The sequence below is a fragment of the Mycolicibacterium houstonense genome (assembly GCF_900078665.2).
Taxonomy (GTDB): domain Bacteria; phylum Actinomycetota; class Actinomycetes; order Mycobacteriales; family Mycobacteriaceae; genus Mycobacterium; species Mycobacterium houstonense.
Map to the genome: position 1 here is coordinate 292193 of NZ_LT546207.1, position 20843 is coordinate 313035.

22 protein-coding genes are annotated in these 20843 nt (G+C 66.7%); 9 read left to right on the forward strand and 13 right to left on the reverse strand.

Annotated elements, in window-relative coordinates; translation table 11 throughout:
* Positions 1-39 precede the first annotated feature (39 nt).
* Both BN4332_RS01515 and BN4332_RS01520 read left to right on the forward strand, forming a co-directional pair.
* Positions 40-840, forward strand: coding sequence for a thymidylate synthase (locus tag BN4332_RS01515; RefSeq protein ID WP_066896652.1), 801 nt, complete (start codon positions 40-42; stop codon positions 838-840).
* Positions 837-1328, forward strand: coding sequence for a dihydrofolate reductase (locus BN4332_RS01520; RefSeq protein ID WP_096866805.1), 492 nt, complete (start codon positions 837-839; stop codon positions 1326-1328). Before BN4332_RS01515 ends, BN4332_RS01520 begins: the two co-directional genes overlap by 4 nt.
* Here BN4332_RS01520 and BN4332_RS01525 read toward each other — a convergent pair.
* Positions 1310-2551 (reverse strand): DUF4303 domain-containing protein, encoded by a 1242-nt coding sequence (locus BN4332_RS01525; RefSeq protein ID WP_160110792.1) that lies wholly within the window; start codon positions 2549-2551, stop codon positions 1310-1312. The genes BN4332_RS01520 and BN4332_RS01525 overlap by 19 nt on opposite strands.
* A gap of 98 nt (positions 2552-2649) precedes the next feature.
* Between BN4332_RS01525 and BN4332_RS01530 the strand changes: the two genes are divergently transcribed.
* The gene (locus BN4332_RS01530; RefSeq protein WP_066896658.1) at positions 2650-3852 is read left to right on the forward strand and encodes a winged helix-turn-helix domain-containing protein; all 1203 of its coding nucleotides are present in this window, start codon (positions 2650-2652) and stop codon (positions 3850-3852) included.
* Here the strand turns inward: BN4332_RS01530 and BN4332_RS01535 are convergent.
* Both BN4332_RS01535 and BN4332_RS01540 read right to left on the reverse strand, forming a co-directional pair.
* On the reverse strand, positions 3829-5235 hold the full coding sequence (locus BN4332_RS01535) for an APC family permease (protein WP_066896661.1): 1407 nt from the start codon (positions 5233-5235) through the stop codon (positions 3829-3831). The two genes, BN4332_RS01530 and BN4332_RS01535, sit on opposite strands and share 24 nt — an antisense overlap.
* Before the next feature lie 31 nt (positions 5236-5266).
* Entirely contained in the window at positions 5267-6196 is a 930-nt protein-coding gene (locus BN4332_RS01540; RefSeq protein WP_066896665.1) for a proline iminopeptidase-family hydrolase, read from the reverse strand.
* Between the two features lie 69 nt (positions 6197-6265).
* On the opposite strand from BN4332_RS01540, the gene BN4332_RS01545 reads away from it, so the two are divergent.
* Positions 6266-7054, forward strand: a complete 789-nt coding sequence (locus BN4332_RS01545) for a FadR/GntR family transcriptional regulator (protein ID WP_066896668.1) — start codon at positions 6266-6268, stop codon at positions 7052-7054.
* A 14-nt stretch (positions 7055-7068) separates the two neighbouring features.
* Here the strand turns inward: BN4332_RS01545 and BN4332_RS01550 are convergent, their stop codons facing one another.
* The 6 genes from BN4332_RS01550 to BN4332_RS01575 all read right to left on the reverse strand — a co-directional run bounded on the left by BN4332_RS01550 (position 7069) and on the right by BN4332_RS01575 (position 12559).
* On the reverse strand, positions 7069-8316 hold the full coding sequence (locus BN4332_RS01550; protein WP_066896671.1) for a sulfotransferase family protein: 1248 nt from the start codon (positions 8314-8316) through the stop codon (positions 7069-7071).
* Positions 8313-9389 (reverse strand): DUF1214 domain-containing protein, encoded by a 1077-nt coding sequence (locus BN4332_RS01555; RefSeq protein ID WP_066896674.1) that lies wholly within the window; start codon positions 9387-9389, stop codon positions 8313-8315. Before BN4332_RS01555 ends, BN4332_RS01550 begins: the two co-directional genes overlap by 4 nt.
* Entirely contained in the window at positions 9386-9997 is a 612-nt protein-coding gene (locus tag BN4332_RS01560; protein ID WP_066896677.1) for a TetR/AcrR family transcriptional regulator, read from the reverse strand. Before BN4332_RS01560 ends, BN4332_RS01555 begins: the two co-directional genes overlap by 4 nt.
* A gap of 146 nt (positions 9998-10143) precedes the next feature.
* A complete protein-coding gene (locus tag BN4332_RS01565; RefSeq protein WP_066896679.1) occupies positions 10144-10929 on the reverse strand; it encodes a bestrophin-like domain in 786 nt (261 codons plus the stop codon).
* 69 nt (positions 10930-10998) lie between these two features.
* The gene (locus tag BN4332_RS01570; RefSeq protein ID WP_235653992.1) at positions 10999-11298 is read right to left on the reverse strand and encodes a hypothetical protein; all 300 of its coding nucleotides are present in this window, start codon (positions 11296-11298) and stop codon (positions 10999-11001) included.
* Between the two features lie 178 nt (positions 11299-11476).
* On the reverse strand, positions 11477-12559 hold the full coding sequence (locus BN4332_RS01575; RefSeq protein WP_084459137.1) for a DUF4926 domain-containing protein: 1083 nt from the start codon (positions 12557-12559) through the stop codon (positions 11477-11479).
* A gap of 1006 nt (positions 12560-13565) precedes the next feature.
* Between BN4332_RS01575 and BN4332_RS01585 the strand changes: the two genes are divergently transcribed.
* The 4 genes from BN4332_RS01585 to BN4332_RS01600 all read left to right on the forward strand — a co-directional run bounded on the left by BN4332_RS01585 (position 13566) and on the right by BN4332_RS01600 (position 17814).
* Positions 13566-14378: a hypothetical protein gene (locus BN4332_RS01585; protein ID WP_066896688.1), complete on the forward strand. Its 813-nt coding sequence runs from the start codon at positions 13566-13568 to the stop codon at positions 14376-14378.
* Between the two features lie 47 nt (positions 14379-14425).
* Positions 14426-15178, forward strand: a complete 753-nt coding sequence (thyX, locus tag BN4332_RS01590; RefSeq protein ID WP_066896691.1) for an FAD-dependent thymidylate synthase — start codon at positions 14426-14428, stop codon at positions 15176-15178.
* 111 nt (positions 15179-15289) lie between these two features.
* The gene (gene dapA, locus BN4332_RS01595; RefSeq protein WP_235654222.1) at positions 15290-16138 is read left to right on the forward strand and encodes a 4-hydroxy-tetrahydrodipicolinate synthase; all 849 of its coding nucleotides are present in this window, start codon (positions 15290-15292) and stop codon (positions 16136-16138) included.
* Entirely contained in the window at positions 16138-17814 is a 1677-nt protein-coding gene (locus BN4332_RS01600) for a ribonuclease J (RefSeq protein WP_066896698.1), read from the forward strand. The genes dapA and BN4332_RS01600 overlap by 1 nt, the downstream gene beginning before the upstream one ends.
* Positions 17815-17845: 31 nt before the next feature.
* On the opposite strand, the gene BN4332_RS01605 is transcribed toward BN4332_RS01600, so the two are convergent.
* On the reverse strand, positions 17846-18283 hold the full coding sequence (locus BN4332_RS01605; RefSeq protein ID WP_066896701.1) for a hypothetical protein: 438 nt from the start codon (positions 18281-18283) through the stop codon (positions 17846-17848).
* The gene (locus BN4332_RS01610; protein ID WP_066896704.1) at positions 18280-18915 is read right to left on the reverse strand and encodes a helix-turn-helix transcriptional regulator; all 636 of its coding nucleotides are present in this window, start codon (positions 18913-18915) and stop codon (positions 18280-18282) included. The genes BN4332_RS01605 and BN4332_RS01610 overlap by 4 nt, the downstream gene beginning before the upstream one ends.
* A 66-nt stretch (positions 18916-18981) precedes the next feature.
* Between BN4332_RS01610 and BN4332_RS01615 the strand changes: the two genes are divergently transcribed.
* Positions 18982-19389 carry a group III truncated hemoglobin gene (locus BN4332_RS01615; protein ID WP_084459140.1) on the forward strand — a complete coding sequence of 136 codons (408 nt, stop codon included), beginning with the start codon at positions 18982-18984 and terminating at the stop codon, positions 19387-19389.
* A 21-nt stretch (positions 19390-19410) separates the two neighbouring features.
* Here BN4332_RS01615 and BN4332_RS01620 read toward each other — a convergent pair whose 3' ends face one another.
* Positions 19411-20238 (reverse strand): mycofactocin-coupled SDR family oxidoreductase, encoded by an 828-nt coding sequence (locus BN4332_RS01620; protein WP_066896710.1) that lies wholly within the window; start codon positions 20236-20238, stop codon positions 19411-19413.
* Between the two features lie 28 nt (positions 20239-20266).
* The gene (locus tag BN4332_RS01625) at positions 20267-20581 is read right to left on the reverse strand and encodes a putative quinol monooxygenase (RefSeq protein ID WP_066896714.1); all 315 of its coding nucleotides are present in this window, start codon (positions 20579-20581) and stop codon (positions 20267-20269) included.
* Between the last annotated feature and the right edge of the window lie 262 nt (positions 20582-20843).

A 20843-nucleotide genomic window follows, 5' to 3' on the forward strand; every position in this document is an offset into this window, starting at 1 on the left:
TACCGTTCTACTCCCCGCGGCGGCACGTAAGCTGAGGGCGTGCCGATCCCGACGCCCTACGAGGACCTGCTCCGGAAGGTGACCGAGCAGGGGACCCCCAAATCCGATCGCACCGGCACCGGCACCCGCAGCCTGTTCGGTCATCAGATGCGCTACGACCTGGCGGCCGGCTTTCCCTTGATCACCACCAAGAAGGTGCACACCAAATCGGTGATCTACGAATTGCTGTGGTTCCTGCGCGGCGATTCGAACGTGCGCTGGTTGCAAGACCACGGTGTCACGATCTGGGATGAATGGGCCAGTGAGACAGGCGATCTCGGTCCGGTCTACGGCGTTCAATGGCGGTCGTGGCCGACCCCGTCCGGTGAGCACATCGACCAGATCTCCAATGCCCTCGACCTGCTCAAGCGTGATCCCGATTCGCGCCGCAACATCGTCTCGGCCTGGAACGTCGGCGAGATCCCACAGATGGCACTGCCACCATGCCACGCGTTCTTCCAGTTCTATGTCGCCGACGGCAAGCTGTCCTGCCAGCTGTACCAGCGCAGTGCCGACCTCTTCCTGGGCGTGCCGTTCAACATCGCCAGCTACGCCCTGCTGACCCACATGATGGCCGCGCAGGCCGGACTCGGTGTCGGGGAGTTCGTCTGGACCGGCGGTGACTGCCACATCTACGACAACCACGTCGACCAGGTGGCCCTGCAGCTCGGCCGGGAACCCCGGCCATATCCTGAACTTGTTCTGGCGCAACGTGATTCGATTTTCGACTACACATATGAGGATGTGGCGATCCTGAATTACGACCCGCACCCGGCGATCAAGGCTCCTGTTGCTGTATGACCGACGATCTTCGACAACTGGCGATGATCTGGGCGCAATCGACCTCGGGCGTCATCGGCCGCGGCAATGACATCCCGTGGCACCTGCCGGAGGATCAGGCCCGGTTCAAACAGCTGACCCTCGGCCAGACCGTGGTGATGGGCCGGCTGACCTGGGAATCGCTGCCCGCCAAAGTCCGCCCGCTGCCGGGGCGGCGCAACGTCGTGATCACCCGCGATCCCGGCTACGTCGCCGAAGGTGCAGAGGTGCTGACCGGACTCGACGACGTCTTCCGCGGCTGGGTGATCGGTGGGGCGCAGATCTACGCCCAAGCCCTGCCGTTCGCGGCCCGGTGCGAGGTGACCGAGATCGACATCGACCTGCCACCCGCAGCGGGTGACGCGATGGCGCCGGTGCTCGATGACTCGTGGTCCTGCACCACCGGGGAGTGGCTGACCAGCAGCTCGGGCCTGCGGTACCGGTACTGCAGCTACGTGCGGGCCCGGTAGCCGGCGAGCCGGCGCACCTCGCTGTCAGGATCCTCGGCCTCGAGCCGGGCCAGGCTGCCCTCCAGTGCCCGCACCACGTCGCCGCCGAGGTTCCCGGGGCCCATCGGACCGATCAGGTCGCCGATGACGACGACGGCGTGACGCCGGATCACCGGTTCGGAGTGGTCGAGGCCGGGCCGGACACCCGGAAGATCGGCGGCGTCGAGAGTGCAGTAGCCGCGTCCGGGCTTGAGCTCGTCGGCCACCAGATCTGCGATCGACGCATCGGCCAGCCCGGCGCTCAGCAGGTCATAGGTCAGTGGAGCATGCCCGCGGCCGTGATCGCGGAACGACGTGTACGGCGCGGTCACCGCCGCGGCCCGGCTCGCGGGCGGAAGGTCGTGGCGCGCCAGCACCTCTGCGCCCGAACCGAGGCGTCCCAGGGCGGCGGCGATCCAATCGTGCCCGTTGCCTTTCAGCGGCACGGCCGCCCACAGCGCCTCCAGCACGTCGGGGGTCGCCACGTTCAGATCGGCCAACAGTTTGGCACCCTTCCACGCGGTATCGCGCCGGGTGAGGGCGGCGATCCCGACGGGCACGGCGGCCTCACCCAAGGCGATGAGCAGATCGGCCGCGCGTTCCTGCCCCAGATCCGACGGCGGCCCGGGCGTGAAGCCGGCCGCCGCGGCCAGCGCCGCGACGCGTTGGGGGACCGGCAGGGACAGCACGGCCCGCTCGGCGTCGGCGGAGGCCGCATATTCGGGGAAGTGGCGCAGCAACTCCTCAGGCGTGACCGACCGGACCAGGAGGTCGCCGGCCTCGTCGTCCAGGTAGACCACCACATCGTCAGGCAGGGTGCCATCGGTGACGAGTGCGGTCCGCGTGCCGGCGGCGATATTCAGCATCGCCTGTGCGAAGCGTTCCCACTCCTGCTCCCACTGCTCGCGGGCAAGGCCCGTCACCGCTGCGCTGAGTCGATCACCCCACTCCGAATCGGTGTCACCCCACTCATAGTCCTGGTAGTCCCAATCCGGCGGGCTGAACCGGCAGTCCGGGTCCTCGACCGATTCTTCGGTGGCCAACGCGAGGTTGGGTAGGTAGATCACCCCGGTGGTCTCGGCATAGAACTCACTGAACGCCACGGCATACGGCGTCTCCGAGGGAGCCGACGCGACCAGTGTGCGCACCGCGGCCACGGCCGCCAGAGTCAATTCCGTCTCGAACGCGTCCCAGTCGAAAGCCACGCGGACCAGTATCGCCAACGCATCCGCTCCGCTACTTGTCGGTGTCTTCGCTCCAATCCGCTCCGCTACTTGTCGGTGCCCTAGGGAACGATGGCAGGGTGGCTACCCTAACGACCGCGCAGGCTCGACGCATCGCCGTCGCCGCACAGGGCTTTCATGAGCCCAAGCCTCGCGGTGCGGTGACGCGCGCACATCTGCGGAGGTTGATCTCCCGGATCCAGGTGCTGCAGCTGGATTCGGTGTCGGTGGCGGTGCGGGCCCATTACGCGCCGGTGTTCAGCCGGCTCGGGCCCTATGACCGCGACGCATTGGACCGGGCGGCCTGGTCGCACAGCGCCCGCGCGCCCCGCCTGCTGGTGGAGTACTGGGCGCACGAGGCCGCGCTGATGGCCGTCGAGGACTGGCCGCTGCTGCGGTGGCGGATGCGTGAGTACACCCATGGTCGATGGGGCGCCGAGATCGTCCGCAAGAACCCCAAATTGGCCGACGACGTGGTCGCCGCGGTCGCCGCCCTCGGCCCGTCCACCGCGGGGCAGATCGAGGCCTATCTGGAAACCGAGCCGCGCGGCCGCAAAGGGCCGTGGTGGGATCGCAGCGACACCAAGTGGGTGGCCGAGGCACTGTGGTCCGCGGGGGTTCTGACGACCGCGACGCGGGTCGGGTTCGCCCGGCATTACGACCTCACCGAACGGGTGCTGCCACCCGAGGTGCTGGCGCGCGAGGTCGGCGATGACGAGGCCGTCCGCGAACTGGCCTTGCGCGCGGCCACCGCGCTGGGCGTCGGCACCGAGGCCGACATCCGCGATTACTTCCGGATGGGGGCCAAACAGGTCAAGCCCGCGATCGCCAAGCTGGTGGCCGACGGCGAGCTCGAGCCCGTCGACGTCGAGGGCGTCCCGGCATACCTCCGAGCAGGTCAGATCGTGCCGCGTCGCGACCGGGGCACCGCCCTGTTGTGTCCGTTCGACCCGTTGATCTTCTTTCGGCCCCGGGTGGAGCGCTGGTTCGACTTCCACTACCGCATCGAGATCTACACGCCCGCGCCCAAACGCCAATTCGGTTACTACGTATGGCCGTTCCTGCTCGACGGGGAGCTGGTGGCACGGGTGGACCTCAAGCGTACCGACGCCGCGTTGCAGGTTCCCGGGGCGTTCATGGAGGACGGCCAGGACCCCGCGCGGGTGGCGGAGGCCCTGGCCGTCGAGCTGAGGACGATGGCGTCGTGGCTGGGGGTGGGCGAGGTCGAGGTGGGGGACCGTGGCGACCTCGCCGAGCCGTTACGTCGCCGGTTCCTCAGCTAGTTCAGGGACACCGCGTCCTCGGAACATGTTGGTGGCGAAAATGATCCCGCCGATCACCAGCCACACGATGCCGCCGATCTTGGCCAGCGCGTCGGCGTTGATCAGCACGTAGCCGATGATCAGGAAGCCGATGGTCGGCACCACGAGGTGCAGCAGGTAGTTCTTCGACTTCTGGCGCACCGTGTAGTACCAGAGGACCGAGGCGTGCAGCAGGCAGAAGCCGAACAGCGCACCGAAATTCACCAGCGACGAGATCAACCCGATCTGGCCGACGAAGAACAGCACCAGCACCAGGCTCAGGGCGCTGACCACCAGGATGGCTGCGATCGGCACCTTGCGGGAGCTGATCGTGGACAGCAACGCGGGCAGCTGGCGGTCGCGACTCATCGAGAACAGCAGGCGGCTGGTCGCGGCCTGGGCGGCCATCGCATTGGCGAAGCCGACGGCGAGCACGTTGACCACGAAGAACGCGTTCATCCAGCCGGTGCTCGACGCGGCCTGCACCAGCAGGAAGAACGCGTTGCCCACCTCGTCGTCGCCGAACGATTCGCGGCCTCCGGCCAGCAGGCTGGCCAGCCAGGTCTGGATGATGAACAGGAACGCCACCACGAACAGGGCGGCGATCATCGCGCGGCCGGCCGGGTTCTTCTTCCCGGTCGATTCCTCGGCCAGCGTGGAGATGCCGTCGAAGCCGAGGAAACTCAGCACCGCGATCGACAGTGCCGCCGCGATCAACGGCGCGGTGACCAACTCGGAATTCCAGATCGGCAGTGCGCTCCATCCGACGTCGGGCAGCGACTGTCCGTTGATGGCGCGTACCGCGATGATCACGAACAGCACGACGAAAACCAGTTCCACCGCGAGGAATACGCGGTTGACGAGCTTGAGCGAGCCCACGCCGAGCAGGTTGATGATCGTGTTCACCACCACGAATACGATGGCCCACACCCAGCGTGGCGTGCCGGGGAAGAGTCCCACCATCGATTCGGCGGCGAAGACGTAGAGCAGGGTGGGGATCAGCAGGTAATCGAGCAGGATGGCCCAGCCGGCGAAGAAGCCGAGGCCGGGGTGGATACCGCGGCCCACGTAGGCGTACACCGACCCGGCCAGTGGGAACGACTTGGCCATCTGCGAGTAGGCCAGTGCGGTGAACACCATCGCGATCAGGCCGATCAGGTAGACCAGCGGCACCATGCCCGACGCGCTGTTGTAGACCGTCCCGAAGATGGTCCACGGTGCGATGGGCACCATGAACACCAGGCCGTAGACGATCAGGTCGGCCGTGGAGACGGAGCGGCTGAGTTCCTGCTTGTAGCCGAATGATTCGAGATCACGTTGCCCTTCACCGGTGGTGAGATGGGCGGCGGCCGCTTCAGTTGCCATGGCGTTTCCTGTCGAGTCGAAGGGGAGAGGATCAGACCCGGGCGGCAGCGGCCAGATCGTGCTGATTCAAAAACTCGGCGATCACCGAGCGGAACTCCTCGGGTTTCTCCAGGTGAGTGCAGTGGCTGGTGTCGGCGAACACGTGAGCGCGGGCGTCGGGAATGAGGTCGACGTAGGGCTGCCAGGTCGCCGGGGTGGCCTCGTCGAACTCGCCGGCGATGACGAGGGTCGGGGCGGTGACCGAGGGTAGCCGTTCGATGATGCTCCAGTCGCGCAGAGTTCCGATGACGTGAAACTCGTTGGGGCCGTTCATGGTGTGGTACACCGTCGGCTCGGCCTCCATCTGGGCCACGGTGTCGGCGAAGTCCTTGGGCATCGGCTCGACCCGGCAGACGTGGCGACGGTAGAACTCCTCCGTGGCGGCCAGGTATGCGGGATCGGTGACCGTGCCGTCGGCCTCATGCCGATCCAACGCGGCCCGGGCCTCAGCGGGCAGTTGGGCGCGAAGTTCGGCGGCGCCTTCGACCCACAGCTGCATCGAGGCGGGGGAGTTGCAGATCGAGAGCGAAGCCAGTCCCGGCGGGACGCGGACGGCGATCTCGGCGCCCAGCATGCCGCCCCACGATTGTCCGAGCACGTGGTAGCGGTCGACCCCGAGGGCCTCGCGGACTGCGTGGAATTCGTCGACGAAGAGCTGTGGTGTCCAGAAGTCGGCAGGGGCGTCGGGCAGGTGCGTGCTGTTGCCGCAGCCCAACTGGTCGTAGTGGATGACGGTGCGGCCCGTCTCGTCGGCCAGGGCGGCGATGTTGGCGACGTAGTTGTGGGCCATGCCCGGTCCACCGTGCAGGACGACCAGCGGAAGAGCATCGGGCCGCGGAGTTTCGGGCGTGGTGACCTGGACCCAGGTCTCGTGACCGCGGAAGGGGACCGTGCGGGTGGAACGAGGCATGGCGGTCAGCATGGACCATTAATGGTCTTGTGACAAGACCATTAATCAGGATTTAATTTGGAACGTCGATATTGTGTGCGCATGGGGAATCCCGAGCCGCGGCCGACAGAGCCCACGGGCGCCACGCCCGGGCTGCTTGAACGCGAACTCGAACCCTCGTCACGGGTGGATGAAATCACCGACCGCCTCGTCACCGCATTGGCTATCGGCGAATACCTGCCCGGATCGCGGCTGCCCGCCGAGCGTGAACTCGCCGCGTCCCTGCGGGTCGGCCGGATGACGGTACGTGCGGCCCTGGCTCGGCTCGTCGAGCTGGGTCTGGTGGAGACCCGGCGCAGCGGCCGCGGTGGCGGAACCTATGTGCTGCAGCAATGGCCGGAGTCGTCGACCGCCGCCGTCGGGCGCACCCTGACCACACGGCTCGACGAACTACGAGACCGCTGCGATGCCATCTGCCGAATCCACGGCGCGGTATGCCGCGCGGCTGCGGAGGCCCGAACGGAACAGGACCTCGTGGTGCTGCGGGAACGGCTCGAGGCCTATCGCCATGCGGAGAGCGGACTGGCCGCCCAGCAGGCGGACAGCGCGTTGCACCTGGCGATCATGGACGCGGCCGGCAACGCCGTGCTCAAACAGATGCTGCTCGAGTTGGAAGCCTCCGTCAGCATCGCCGCACCGGCGCACCTGTGGGGTGAATCGGCGACCATGCGCGAGATGGAGTTACGGGCCCTGCACGAGCATGAACAGTTGATCGAAGCGATCGCCGGGCGTCGCGGGGACGACGCCGAAGCGCTTGCACGCGCACACCTGGCGATCGACTTCGAACACATCACCGCCGCTGTGCGGCGCGTCGGAGGCCTGGCCGACTGACCGGCAGCAGGCGTCTAGCTCAGGAACCGCTCGCGGTACCCCCGGAAACGTTCGGCCAGGGCGGCCGGATCGAGGTGCAGATCCGCTGCGTCGTAGATGACGCCCCCGTAGCGGCCGCGCGGGTGCTCGGTGAGGAAATCGCTCATCGCCGCCCGCACGTCATCGCCGAACGGTTGGTCGGCGAGTCGGTAGATGTCGGCCAGGGTGCCCCGCTCGTCGGCCATGAAGTCGTCGAACCGGACATCGATGGACTGCCCGGCGGGCAGCACCTCACGATCGCGGATGCAGCCGGCAAGCAGGTCGTCGATACGGCCCAGCCAGTGCCCGGTCAGCTTCGCGACGTCGGGACGATCCACCGCCATCCGGGTCGCGTAACAGATCATCGTCATCATTGACAGCGTCACTTCGACCGGATCACGATGCGTGACAACAAAAGTCGCATCCGGGAAGGTGGCGGCCAGCGTCGGGAACTGTTCCAGGTGCTGAGGTGACTTGAGCACCCACCGGGTGCCGCCGCGCAGCCATTGCATCGCCTGCAGGCTGCGTTTGACATAGGCATAGGACGGTGCCTGGCCGTGCGCCTTGTAGTGAGCGGCGAAACTCGGTACGTAGTAGGTGGTTTCGAACAGCATGCCGGAGATGTCGTTGGCCAGCAGCTGAATCTCCTCGTGCGCGTGCTCGACGGTCATGTCGTGCATCCGCCGGAACTCCGGCATCGAGGCGTTCACTATTTCCAGACCGGTGGCACAGCGATCCTGACGGGGTGCCGGGGTGTCTTCGCCGGGGGCGGGCAGCGGTTCGAGGCTCTCCCAGTACGGCAGGTAGCGCAGCGACGGATCCGCGGCGAGCAGATTGTGCAGATGCGTGGTGCCGGTACGGGGCAGGCCGCAGATGATGATCGGCCGCTCGATCTCGATCGCCTCGATCTCGGGATGCTCGGCGATCAGTGCCTCCAGTCGCAGGCGGTTGACCAGGTTGCCGGCCAGCTGCTCGAACGCCATGGCCCGGCCGGTGTCCGACAGCGTCGCCTCGTCGCGCAGCGCGGTGCAGAGCACGTCGAGACGCTCCCGGAACGCCGGGTCGCCGAAATCGTCCAGCCCCGACCGCTCGGTCGCGGTGGCCAGCAGCACCTCCGGCGTCAACTCCAGGCCGGCGCCGTAGGCGGCCAATCCGTCCCGGATGGGTTGGGCTGCAGGCGGATAGACCGGGTCGGCCAGATCGTCGAACCGGATCGGCCCCGGGCGTTGCAGGTTCGTGGTCACCGGGCCGCGACCTCGGCGACGTCGACCACGCGGCACTGCGGGTGCGCCGGGGTCTCGTCGGGCAGGAACCAGCGCAACCAGATCAGGCCCTTGCGCCGCCCGGCCGTCGAGACCCAGTTCGGGTGGCCGGGATCCTTGTCGCTGATGACGATGCGCCAGGAGCCGTCGGGTTCGTAGGTGACGTGGGCGCCGTTGATGGTGACGCGCTCGTGGGTGTAGTCGTAGGTGTGCAGGAACGGATTCCACAGGCACAGGTTCCAGAACACGCACTCCGGTGAGGTGCCCTCGATGATCAGGGCCTGATCCGGTTCGAGTTCGTAGGCGCCCATCGCGTAGGCGGCGTCGGCGGCCGACCACCCGTAGGCGTTCTGGGGGACCGGGAACGGTGGGTGCAGCTGATTGGCGGGTTCCACCTTGGTGGGCAGGAAGGAAACCTGTTCGTGCAGCCAGTTCTTTGCGTACCGGAAGCGGCGGGCGAGCTCGGCCGCGCTGTCGGAGCGTCGGGCCGGCGGGTTCAGCGTCTCGATCCGCCACGTCGGCCGCCGATCAGTGTCGGGGTTGTTGAGATAGTCACGGGTCAGGGCGAATTCGGTGTCCGCGTCGAGCTTGAGCCAGGCGCCCGGCTGGGGGTCGGGGCTCATGACGAACTCGAAGTTGCCGTCCTCGTCGAACTCGAGGTCGCGGTTGTTGATGGTGCCGACGATGCGGTCGCTGTAGCGGCCTTCACCGGGTCCGCCGTAGACCGTCATCGACAGGTACACCGCGTCGCCGCGGTTGCCGGTGACCCGGTAGGTGCGCGCCGGGTCCAGCGGTGCGAGCTGATAGAAGGCGTCGGAGTTGTCGCCACCCCATTTGAGGTAGGGGCTGATGACGTCGACCAGGATCGGTTTGTCGCGGTCACCCCACACGTAGGCGTCGACGCTGACCCGCAGCACGCTGAACGCCAGCCGGTACCCGTCCAGCAGGTCGGGTTCGCTGAGCGCGGGGTCGGCGTCGAGCAGCTTCTGCTCGATCCCTCGCACCTCGTCGAGCAGCCCGTTGAACGCGGCGGACAGTTCGGCCCTGTCGGTCATGGTTGGTCCTTCCTTCGGGGGTGGTTACGTCCGGCTCCTTCGATCAGCAAGGAGCACAGTCGATCTGCGGTGGCGTCCACATCGACATCCGGTTCCATGTGTGCGGTGTAGAACGCGGTGCCGATCACGGCCTGGTAGACCATGTCGACGTCGACATCGGGATGGACTCGGCCTTGCTCGATGCCGGAGGAGACCAGTGCGCGGAAGGCGTCCTTGGTCCGCTCGTCGAGCAGTTGCTGGGTCCGGATGTGCAGTTCGGGGTTGCGGCGACGTTCGGTGAGGATGCCGAGTGCGGCGGCCTCGACCACGGGATCAAGCCAGAAGGTGAGTACCGCGGCGGCGAAGGCGCGCACGTCGGTCTCGAAATCTTCTGTTACCGAGAGGAGTTCGCCGCCCGGCGGTTGCTCGAACGCGGCGTCGAAGACCAGGTGCGCCTTTGAGGGCCAACGCCGGTAGATGGTCGGCCGGCTGACACCGGCCGCGCGGGCGATGGCCTCGATGGACAGTTGGTCGTAGCCGTCACGTGCCAGCAGGTCGCGGGTGGCGCGCATGATGTCGCGCTGAGTTTGGGGGTCACGCGGCCGGCCAGGGCCTGTGATTGAGGACACACCGTTAAATTACGATGTGTCACGTAATTGAGTCAAGAGGTGTTTTTGGCCCGGGCCGCACGCCGCTTTCGACGGCTGGGTCGTGGACATCGTCGAACAACAGCCCTACGGTCGAAACCGACGCGCAGCGACACCGCGCGTTCCGGTCAGGTTCCCTGGTCGATCAGGTCGAACACCATCACGGCGTGTGAGAACCGGTGCGGGGTAACACCTATCGGCCCATACGGATGGTCCAGCATGAAGACCAGGAAGAGCAGCAGGGCCAGCAGAACCGTCACGGTGCTCACCAGGATCATGTGGGCGCGGTTGTTCGCCAGACGCATGAAGCTGGCGAGGCTGATCAGGACCAGGCTGCCGAAGATCAAGGTGCACCACAGCAGGGTGGGTATCCGTGGACTCGAATTGAGGATCCGGGCACTGCGGTCCGAGGTCAGGGTGGCCAGTTGGGTGAGGAACTGACTGTTGATCGTGCTCGCCATGCCGTCAGGCTTTGAGGAGCCGACGATGCGATACATCTCGGTGAGCGCGTGCCTGCCGTTGTTGCTGATCGGGCCGAACTCTTCCCTGCCCCATTCCGGGCCCTGTACCGCTGCTGCGTATCTGCGGAGTTGTTCACGGATCTGCGCCTGCTCCGGCTGGGGCATGGCCACGGTCTGGCGATACATGGTGACCAACGTCGAGGCCTCGTTGGAGACGTTGGTCTCAGCCGAGAGGTACTGCTGCCAGCCGACCACCACGGTGAACCCGAGCAGCGCACCGTAGACGAGGCCGACCACCGTGAGGAACGGCGACAACACCGAGTTGTGCTCGGGTCGCGTGTCGCGGGCGATGACGCGGCTGGCCAACAGCACGGTGCCGACGGCCAACAGCACCGCGCCGACGACCACGACCGCCAATATGACCCATGCGCCGACAACCCCAAAGTCGCCCATGGTTAATCAGGATGGCAGCAAACTTCTCGGCGCGGAGGCGGATCGCTCGGTTCGGCGCCGGGTTGCGGATCAGATCATCCGCAACGCCTCGAGACAGATGTCGGTCGAGAAGGCATCGGTGGACGCGACGCACGTGTGGGCGATGCCATCCCGGCGCCGCTCGGAGAAGATGATTCGGCCGTCCGGACTGAAGGCGATCTCCAGTTCTGCCGCCACGCCCGTCGCGCTGAGCAGGGGATGTTCCCACACCATCGTGCGGTATTCGGAGTTCGGGCCGCTGTCGAAGATCAGGTCCCAGTCCTTCTCGTTGGCGCGTTCGCGGACCAGATCCAAGATCTCGTAGTGCACGGTCGTTCCTCTCGTGATCACGTTCGTTCGGTACTGCGGAGATGCCTTGCGTCGCGGTGATATCGACGCCCGCAGTGGGTACCCCGCCGGCCGGTACCTCAAGCTTGGTGCCATCGAGCTACGGTGTCTGGCGGCAAGCACGCAGAGGCGCAAAGGGTTTCGATACTTCATCGGGGTGGCGGCAACAGCCGCCCCGGCGCTAGATGACTTCGAGGAACTCCTCGGACACGGTGACGACCGCTTCGGTGTGGCCGTGGGAATCCATGAACTCCACCTCGTAGGCGGGTGGGAGGCCGCGGTGGCCATACTTGGTGTGGTCCATCACGACTGTCCCGATCGCCCCGGCCGGCAGGTTGTGTTCCGGTATCGGCCGCAGTAGCCGGACTGAGCCGTATTCTTCCGGCTTCTCGCGCCCACGGGAGTTCTGGGACCGGTACTCGGCGGCGCCGGACAGGGCGAGCGCGACGGCGCCAGCGACGGCCGCGATGAAGGCGATCACCACGAGCCAGCCGTAACCCGGCCGCGACACATCACCCAGCAGCACCACACCGACGATGCCGGGAACCACGGTTTCGCCCACCACGAGTGCCGCGGCCACGCCGTTCACCGACCCGACCTGCAGTGCCACGGTGAACAGGTAGAAGCCGCCGAGCCCGGCCACCAGCACGGCCCACATCGCCGGGTCGGCGAGCAAGACCCCGACATCGAGGGGCTCCAGTCCGTCGACCACTCGGATGGCGACGGCCATCGCCCCGTAGAGCACGCCGGCGATCAACCCGGCGGGCACGGCCGCGTGCTTGCCGAGCAACCGGACCAACATCACCCCGAGACCCAGGATGGTCGCCGATACCACCAGGACGCCCCAATGCATGACCGAGCCCGGATCACGGTCACCCAGACGGCCGGAGGTGGCGCCCAGGATGCACAGTGCCACAAGGACTGTCGCGATGGCGACCCAGTCGCGCCGGTGGAGCCGGACATGAAGCACGAAGATACTCAACACCGCCGTGACGACGAGGTTGGCGCTGATGATGGTCTGCGACAGGAACAACGGGATCAGCCTGGCGGAGACCAGGCTGCCCACAAAACCGAACAGATCCAGCGCGATTCCCGCGATGAAGATGGGAGCGAGCATGGCGGTGATCGTCGAGCGCAAGGTGGGACCGCTGTCTGCGGTGGCGCCCGCTGCCGCGACGGAGCGGCTCGCGGCGTACGACTGCAGCACCGACGCGGTTCCGTATCCGGCGCAGGCGAGCAGCGCCGCCGTCACACCGATCAGCACCGCGGACCGCCACGGTGCACACGCGCGAACCGGACGGCGCGGGACATCAGGTGATTGTAGGAGCCCGGGCCCGGATCACGGTCAGATCGGAAGCTGATTCAGCACCGCGGTCATCACGTCGGATACCACCGCGGAGTCGTCGCCGTTGACGTCGACGGCGGGGACAAGTCGACTGACTCGGCCGGCGAAGACGCCGTCGAACTCCTCGCCGATGATCGCGCCGGCAAACGTCGTTCCGTCGTAGGCCTTCCGATAGCCGCTGTGCTTCCCGAATTTCGTCGGATCGGCACCGGTGGAAACGAGCTCTGTCCGCTGATGGTCGAACGTCAGCAAGATCTCGGTGCCGTCGACAGTGAAGAAGCACGAGGTGAGCGACTGGTCTTTCCAGTCNGCTGCGCACGCGTCGCGGTCTCGCTCCATCGACAGACGCATCCGGACCGCGATCTCATTCTCGAAGGCGACGTCGTACGTGCACGCGCTTTCGACCATCTGCTCACGTACGGCGGGATCGAACGCGGCGGCCACATCTGTCCGGCGGACCTGGCGCCCGTCGATGTTCTCGAGCGTTCCGGCGGACGAGGTCTGGAAATCGGTGGGCACGAAGGCGATTGCCCAATCCACGGTGATCCCGCGTTCGGTGCCGTCATCGACGTGCGCCGCGCATGACGTCGAGGATGCGGAGGTTCCGACCGCATTCACTGTTCCCAGCGCCGCGAGCCGGTCGCGCGCGATCAACGCGCACGGATCGATGCCGCGAGCCCAGGTGATGGCCTCCGCGCGGGAGAGTGCCTGAGGCGCTGGTGTCGAAGTCGACGGCGGCGTGGCTTCTGTCGTCGAGGTTGTCGTCGAGCAACTCGCGGCCAGCACCGCCACTGCCGAGAACAATCCGACCCGCACCGACCACGACATTTGTGTCCCCCACGCTGGATGAAGCCAGAAGTCTGTCCCCATCTTGGCGGAGAAAATGGCGAGGTCGTAACGGCATCCGCGGCAATACGATCGAACGATGCAGATCCGGGGATGGGGTTGGGCCGCCGTCGCTTCGGTGGCACTGCTGCTAGGCGGATGCACGCCACAGCATTCCGCACCCGAGGTGCCGGCGACGAGCTCGATTGCCGCGACGACGGCGCAACCACAGGCGTTGCCCGCATGTGCCACCGCGTCGATCTCGTTCGAACTAGCCTTGGACGCCCAAAACATCCGCTGCACACTTGCTCTCGACGATCACTCGACCATCACCGTGTCCAGCGACCCGGCGTGGTCGTTCAGTGTGCGAAACGGCGACACCACCGTCCAGGAATTCCGCGAACCCACCGATGAGATAGGCCAGACCGGGGTGGCCCCGCTGCTGCAGGACATCGATCAGAGCGGGACCCCCGTCCTGCTGGTGGTCACCGGCCGGGGCGGGACGGGTGGCGAACCGATGGCGGTGTGGCGGCCGACCGGTCAGCCCAAGCGCTTCGTGCGGGCAGGTGAACTGTTCGGCTTTCGTACGTTCTACCGAACGCCCGAGGGGTTCTTCGGCAACTACGCGCATGCCGGCGCGGGCGCGGGAGTCGTCACCCTGTACCGGTGGGACGGCGACAACCTCGCCGAAGCGGTCGTACTCGACGTGCAGGTCCCGGAATGGCCGAAGAGGCCCGACGACACCCGTGAATGGATTCGCAACGGAAACACCGACTGCACGATCAGCGATGAGGACTATCCGCCCGGTGCCCGGGCCACCCGGATGGCCTCGATGAAAGCCGCCGGTGTCGATCCGGCGACCGCGGCACAGCAGTTCTGCAATCAACCATGGGTCGCGACCCTCTACCCGTGAGGCCACATCGGTTCGGTGGGACGAACGCTCGACAGTAGGGTGGGCAAGTGGCCGAGATCGCGCCGCTGCGGGTGCAGCTGATCGCCAAGACCGAGTTTCAGGCCCCGCCTGACGTGCCGTGGAGCACCGACGCCGAGGGTGGGCCTGCGCTCACCGAGTTCGCCGGCCGGGCGTGTTACCAGAGTTGGTCGAAGCCGAATCCGAAGACGGCGACCAACGCCGATTACATCCGCCACATCATCGACGTCGGCCACTTCTCGGTGCTCGAGCACGCGTCGGTGTCCTTCTACATCAGCGGCGTCTCCCGGTCGGCCACCCACGAGCTGATCCGGCACCGGCATTTCTCCTACTCGCAGCTCTCGCAGCGCTACGTTCCGGAGAACGATGCCGAGGTGGTGGTACCGCCCGGTTTCGAGGACGACCCCGAGTTGGTGGAGATCTTCACCGCGGCCGCCGACGCCAGCCGCGCCACCTACACCGAACTGCTGGCCCGCCTGGAAGCCAAGTTCGCCGATCAGCCCAATGCGGTACTGCGTCGCAAACAGGCCCGACAGGCCGCCCGGGCGGTGCTGCCGAACGCCACCGAGACCAGGATCGTGGTCACCGGCAACTACCGCGCCTGGCGTCATTTCATCGCGATGCGGGCCAGTGAACACGCCGATGTGGAGATCCGCCGGCTGGCGATCGCCTGCCTGCGGGAGCTCGTCGACGCTGCGCCCGCGGTGTTCTCCGATTTCGAGATTTACACGCTGGCGGATGGTAGTGAGGTGGCAACGTCTCCCTTGGCCACGGAGGCTTGACGAAGTGGCCCGGGTACACGGCCACGGAGGCTTGAGACCACCGGGTAATCTTGGCGCGTGAGTACGAGCGGAATCGATGTAACAGCCCAGCTGGGCACGGTGTTGACCGCAATGGCAACCCCGTTCAAGCCCGACGGCTCGCTGGATCTCGATACCGCCGCCCGCCTGGCGAATCGCCTGGTCGACGCCGGCTGCGATGGCCTCGTGCTCTCCGGTACCACCGGCGAATCGCCGACCACCACCGATGACGAGAAGCTCGCGCTGTTGCGTACGGTGCTGGAGGCCGTCGGGGACCGGGCGCGCATCGTCGCCGGCGCCGGCAGCTACGACACCGCGCACAGCGTGCACCTGGCCAAGGCCTGCGCCGCCGAGGGAGCCCACGCCCTGTTGGTGGTGACGCCGTACTACTCGCGCCCGCCGCAGGCCGGTCTGGTCGCGCACTTCACGGCCGTCGCCGACGCCACCGATCTGCCGAACCTGCTCTACGACATCCCGCCGCGGTCCTCGATCCCGATTGCCTGGGACACCATCCGGACCCTGGCCGCCCACCCCAACATCGTCGGGGTGAAGGACGCCAAGGGCGATCTGCACGGCGGTGGTCAGATCATCGCCGAGACCGGCCTCGTCTACTACTCGGGCGACGACGCGCTGAACCTGCCCTGGCTGGCCATGGGTGCCGTCGGCTTCGTCAGCGTCTGGGGGCATCTGGCTGCCGGCCAGTTGCGGGACATGTTGACCGCGTTCAACTCCGGCGATATCGCGACGGCCCGCAAGATCAACGTGTCGCTGGCTCCGCTGGCGGCCGCGCAGGCCCGGCTCGGCGGTGTGACCTTGTCCAAGGAAGGTCTGCGGTTGCAGGGATTCGACGCCGGTCAGCCCCGGTTGCCGCAGATCCCGGCCACCCCCGACGAAATCGAGGCGCTGGCCGCCGATATGCGTGCGGCAGCGGTGTTGCGATAGTGACCGCCGAACTCGCACCCCCCAAGCCCCTGGCCCCCGGTGGTCTGCGAGTCACCGCGCTGGGCGGCATCAGCGAAATCGGCCGCAACATGACGGTGTTCGAGCACCTCGGCCGCCTGCTCATCGTGGATTGCGGGGTGCTCTTCCCCGGGCACGACGAGCCCGGAGTCGACCTGATCCTGCCCGATCTGCGTCACGTCGAGGACCGTCTCGAGGATGTCGAAGCCCTCATCGTCACCCACGCCCACGAGGACCACATCGGGGCTATCCCGTTCCTGCTCAAACTGCGGCCCGACATCCCGGTGGTGGGCTCCAAGTTCACCATCGCGCTGATCCGCGAGAAATGCCGCGAGCACCGCATCAAACCGGTGGTCGTGGAGGTCGCCGAGCGGCAGAGCAGCCAGCACGGCGTCTTCGAGTGCGAATACTTCGCGGTCAACCACTCCATTCCGGGGTGTCTGGCGGTTGCGATCCACACCGGCGCCGGGACCGTGCTGCACACCGGTGACATCAAGCTCGACCAACAACCGCTCGACGGACGCCCGACCGACCTGCCGGGTATGTCGCGTCTGGGTGACGCCGGTGTGGACCTGTTCCTGTGTGACTCGACCAATTCCGAGCACCCTGGCGTCAGCCCGTCCGAGAGCGAGGTCGGTCCGACCCTGCACCGGCTGATCCGCGGTGCCGAGGGCCGGGTGATCGTGGCCTGCTTCGCGTCGAACGTCGACCGCGTGCAACAGATCGTTGACGCCGCGGTGGCGTTGGGGCGGCGGGTCTCGTTCGTCGGCCGATCGATGGTGCGCAACATGGGCATCGCCCGCGAACTGGGCTACCTGCGCGTCGCGGACTCCGACATCCTCGACATCGGTGCGGCCGAGATGATGCCGGCCGAGAAGGTCGTCCTGATCACCACCGGCACCCAGGGTGAGCCGATGGCCGCACTGTCGCGGATGTCGCGCGGTGAGCACCGCAGCATCACGCTGACCGCGGGCGATCTGATCATCCTGTCCTCCTCGCTGATCCCGGGCAACGAGGAAGCGGTCTACGGCGTCATCGACGCACTGGCCAAGATCGGTGCTCGCGTCGTCACCAATGCCCAAGCACGCGTACATGTTTCGGGTCATGCCTATGCGGGCGAGCTGCTGTTCCTCTACAACGGGGTCCGTCCCCGCAACGTCATGCCGGTACACGGCACCTGGCGGCACATGCGGGCCAACGCGGCACTGGCCGCCAGCACCGGGGTGCCGCCGGAGAACATCGTGTTGGCCGAGAACGGCGTGAGCGTGGACCTGGTGGCCGGCAAGGCGTCGATCTCCGGTGCGGTGACCGTCGGCAAGATGTTCGTCGACGGGCTCATCACCGGCGACGTCGGTGACGCCACCTTGGGTGAACGTCTCATCCTGTCTTCGGGTTTCGTGGCGGTGACGGTGGTGGTGCATCGGGGGACCGGAAAGCCCGCGGGCCCGGCCCATTTGCATTCCCGCGGCTTCTCCGAGGACCCGAAGGCGCTGGAGCCGGTCGCCCGCAACGTCGAGCGAGAACTGGAAAGCCTTGCCGCCGATAACATCACGGACCCGACCCGGATCGCTCAGGCCGTCCGGCGGACCGTCGGCAAGTGGGTGGGCGAGACCTACCGGCGCCAGCCGATGATCGTGCCGACCGTCATCGAGATCTAGCCGGGTTCGGGTCGATACGCCGAGCCCGGTGTCAGCCGGCCAGTAGCAGGATCCCGCCGGCCAGCAGGGCGATCACCTTGATGAGTTCGAAGGCGACGTAAACATAGTGCACCCGGGAGCGTCCGGCGGCTTCTTGTCCCGGGGCGACCGCCAACACCGCATCGGAGCGCTGAGTCAGCTTGGGTCGCACGGTAATCAGCTGTAGGCCCAATGCCACGATGGCCACCGTGAAGGCCGTGATGGCCGCAACCGATGGGCGGTGCACGGCGAGCGCCACGATGATCGCCACGGCGAAAACGCTCTCCACGGTATTGAGCGCGCGGAACACCAATCGTCCGATTCCGAGTCCGATTTGCAGCGTCACCCCTGGCGCCCGAAACTTCAGCGGTGCCTCGATGAACGAGATCGCCAGCACCATGCCCAGCCAGCAGAAGGTGACCGCGACAGCGGCAGCATGGGCGGCGTTCATCGGGTAGCTCCGTTCTCGAGGTGAGCCAGGCACAGGTCCGGCTCGACGAATGCCTCCAATCGGCCCACGGTCAGCTGGGGCCGGCCAGGTGTCTGCCAGCGTTCCAAGGCGCCCTGCATCAACCCGAGATGGATCGGGCACACGACGGAGGCGCGCGTCTGGGCGAGTTCGAGGAACGGGCAGTGGCGCAGCCGGAGTTGGCGGTCCACCGGTGGGTCCGGCGCGAAGCCGATGTCGTCCAACATCTGCACCAGAGCCTGCACGGGGGAGTCCGTCGACGCCGGCGCCATCGTCCGTCCCCAGGCCCGCCCCATCTCCCGGGCCTTGGCCGCGGGATCGTCATCGGCGGCCAGTCCCTTGGCGAGGATCTCGGCCAGCATTCGGTACTGAGTCGGTCCGGCCGGGTCCATCCGGCGTACCGCCCGATACAGCTGCGGAGGCCGACCGGGGCCGCGGTGGTGAGGTTGGACACGTTCGACCTGCCCGCATTCCTCCAAGTGCTCGAGGTGAAACCGCACGGTGTTGCTGTGAACGTCGAGTCTGGCGGCGATCTGGGCGATGGTCATCGGCACGGCCGAGGCCTTCAACGTGCTCAACACGTCGACTCGACGCTTCCCGATCGCGGCGATCATGGCTAGAGTTTATACAACAACGACTTGTAGAAACTAGGGCTGACGCCCTGGGAGGTGTCTGTCCCGATGGTTGAAGACCTGATGGGCCGCGACGATATCGAACTGCTGTTGTGGCGGTTCTACGGCAAAGCTCTGTCCGACCCGGTGCTCTCCGAGTCGTTCGCCGAGCTGAGGGCCAAGGGGCTGCGCTCCCACCTACCCGTCATGTGTGATTTCTGGGAGACGGTGTTGTTCCGGGCCGGGCTCTATCAGCGCAGCGCCCTGGTGGCGCACCGAGAGCTGCACGCCCGCCATCCGTTGTCGGCCGCGCACTTCGTTCGGTGGCTGACCTTGTGGACCGAAACCGTCGACGAGCTGTACCAAGGGCCGCATGCCGAGCGGGCCAAGCTCCAGGCCGGGCGCATCGCCAAGGCCATGCACCGGCGACTGGCCGGTGTCGACGCCGCCGAACTCGACGCTCTGGTTGCCTGCTGACGCGTTCGGCGTACAGCTCGATCAGCGTTTGTTGACCATGCCCGCATCCACCGGAAGCGTCACCCCGGTGATGTAGCGCGCCTGGTCCGACACCAGCCAGGCCACGGCGTTGGCGACATCCTCGACCTGCACGACCTGTACCGGCAGTGCATTTCCGAAATCGGTGGGGGCCTTGAGCTCTTCGGCAACGTGTTTGAGCCATGACCGGGTGAATTCATTGTTGATCATCGGCGTGTCCACCCCGGTGGGGTGGATGGAGTTGACCCGGATGCTGTGCGGTGCAAGGTGATTGGCGTAGGCGCGCATCAGTCCCACCACGCCGTGTTTGGCGGCGGTGTAGCCGAGCGAACCGCGATCGCCGCCACCGACGCCGATCAGGCCGGCCGCCGAGCTGATCAAGACGATCGATCCGCCCTCGCCCTGGTCGACCATGATCGGCATCGCTACCTCGACGGTGTTGTGCACGCCGGTCAGGTTCACGTCGATGACGTCACGCCAGCCGTCAGCACCCGACTGCATCGGTGCGATCTCGGCATTGGCAACCACGATGTCGAGCCGGCCGAGACGGTCCACCCCGTCCTGCAGTGCGGCCCGCAAGGTCTCCTCGTCGCGGACGTCGGCCCGGTGGGCGACGATACGGGCGCCGGTCTCCTCGACAAGCTTGACGGTGGCGGTCAGATCGTCGGCGGTAGCCAGGGGGTAGGCGACCGAGCCGATCTGATCGCACAGGTCGATCGCGATGATGTCGGCTCCGTCGGAGGCCAGCCGGATGGCCTCCGCCCGGCCCTGGCCGCGCGCGGCGCCGGTGATGAAGGCGACCTTGCCGGCCAGGGGTGTGTCCGCGCTCATCGGTGCTGGTTCTTCGCGCCAGCGCTCATCAGGCCCGCAGCTGGCCCTTGGCCGGGTCGCCGGCCACGACGGGCTGCAGCATCTTGATGTCGGGGGCGCCGTCGAGCAGCTCGCCGACGGTCCCGAACAGGGTGCCGATCGCGGGGGCGGTGCTGTGTGTCTTGAGTGCGTCGGCGTCGGCCCACTGCTCGATGAACACGAAGGTGCCGTCGGCCTCGTGCAGCGAATACAACTGGCAACCCGGCTCCTCGTGCACCGCTGCGATGGCCTTGGTGCAGGCCTCACGGACGGCGTCGACGGACTCGGGCTTGGCCTTCATGGTGGCGACGACGACAACAGGCATAGGTGCGGAACTCCTCGATGAGTGCAGAAACTGGACGAGTGTCCACTTTAGGTGAAATCCGCGAAGATTCGGTTCGTATGGCTAAGTGTCTTTTGATACCGTCTTGTGACCCGTGTGGCAGATGGTGATTGTGGGGCATATGCGACTAGGCTTGCGGTCATGGCTAACAAGACCGCCGGCCGATCCGGAGCGCGTTCGAGCAGGTCAAACGCCAGCTCGCGCGGCGGTTCGCGGGGCAAGGCGCCGGCCCGTTCGGCCCGCC